1 pseudogene is annotated in these 359 nt (G+C 44.3%); it reads right to left on the reverse strand.

Going from position 1 to position 359, the window contains the following annotated elements:
* A pseudogene (locus LGT40_RS00185) lies at nt 1-359 on the reverse strand (PQQ-dependent dehydrogenase, methanol/ethanol family); the annotation flags it as partial.

A 359-nucleotide genomic window follows, 5' to 3' on the forward strand; every position in this document is an offset into this window, starting at 1 on the left:
TAAGACAGACCACGGTTAACGGTATCACAGCACATGACTGGTACAGTTTCATCGTAGTTTTGTTTTGGCTCATATTTCCATTTGATGGCGCCATCGTTGTTCAAATCCAGTGCGAAAACGATGTTAGGGAACGCTGTATGAACGTACATAGTGCCGTCGATGACCAGAGCATTACCTTCGTGGCCACGTAAAACACCTGTTGAGAAAGACCAAGCCATGTTCAAATCTTTGACGTTGTCTTTAGTGATTTGAGTCAGTTCGCTATAACGTTGGTTAGCATAGTTACCTGCAGGCATAACCCAGTTATTCGCATTTTTTTGCATATCGATGAGTTCATCAGCAGCGACCAGACCTGGTGC

It is taken from the genome of Methylophaga pinxianii, assembly GCF_020447225.1.
Taxonomy (GTDB): domain Bacteria; phylum Pseudomonadota; class Gammaproteobacteria; order Nitrosococcales; family Methylophagaceae; genus Methylophaga; species Methylophaga pinxianii.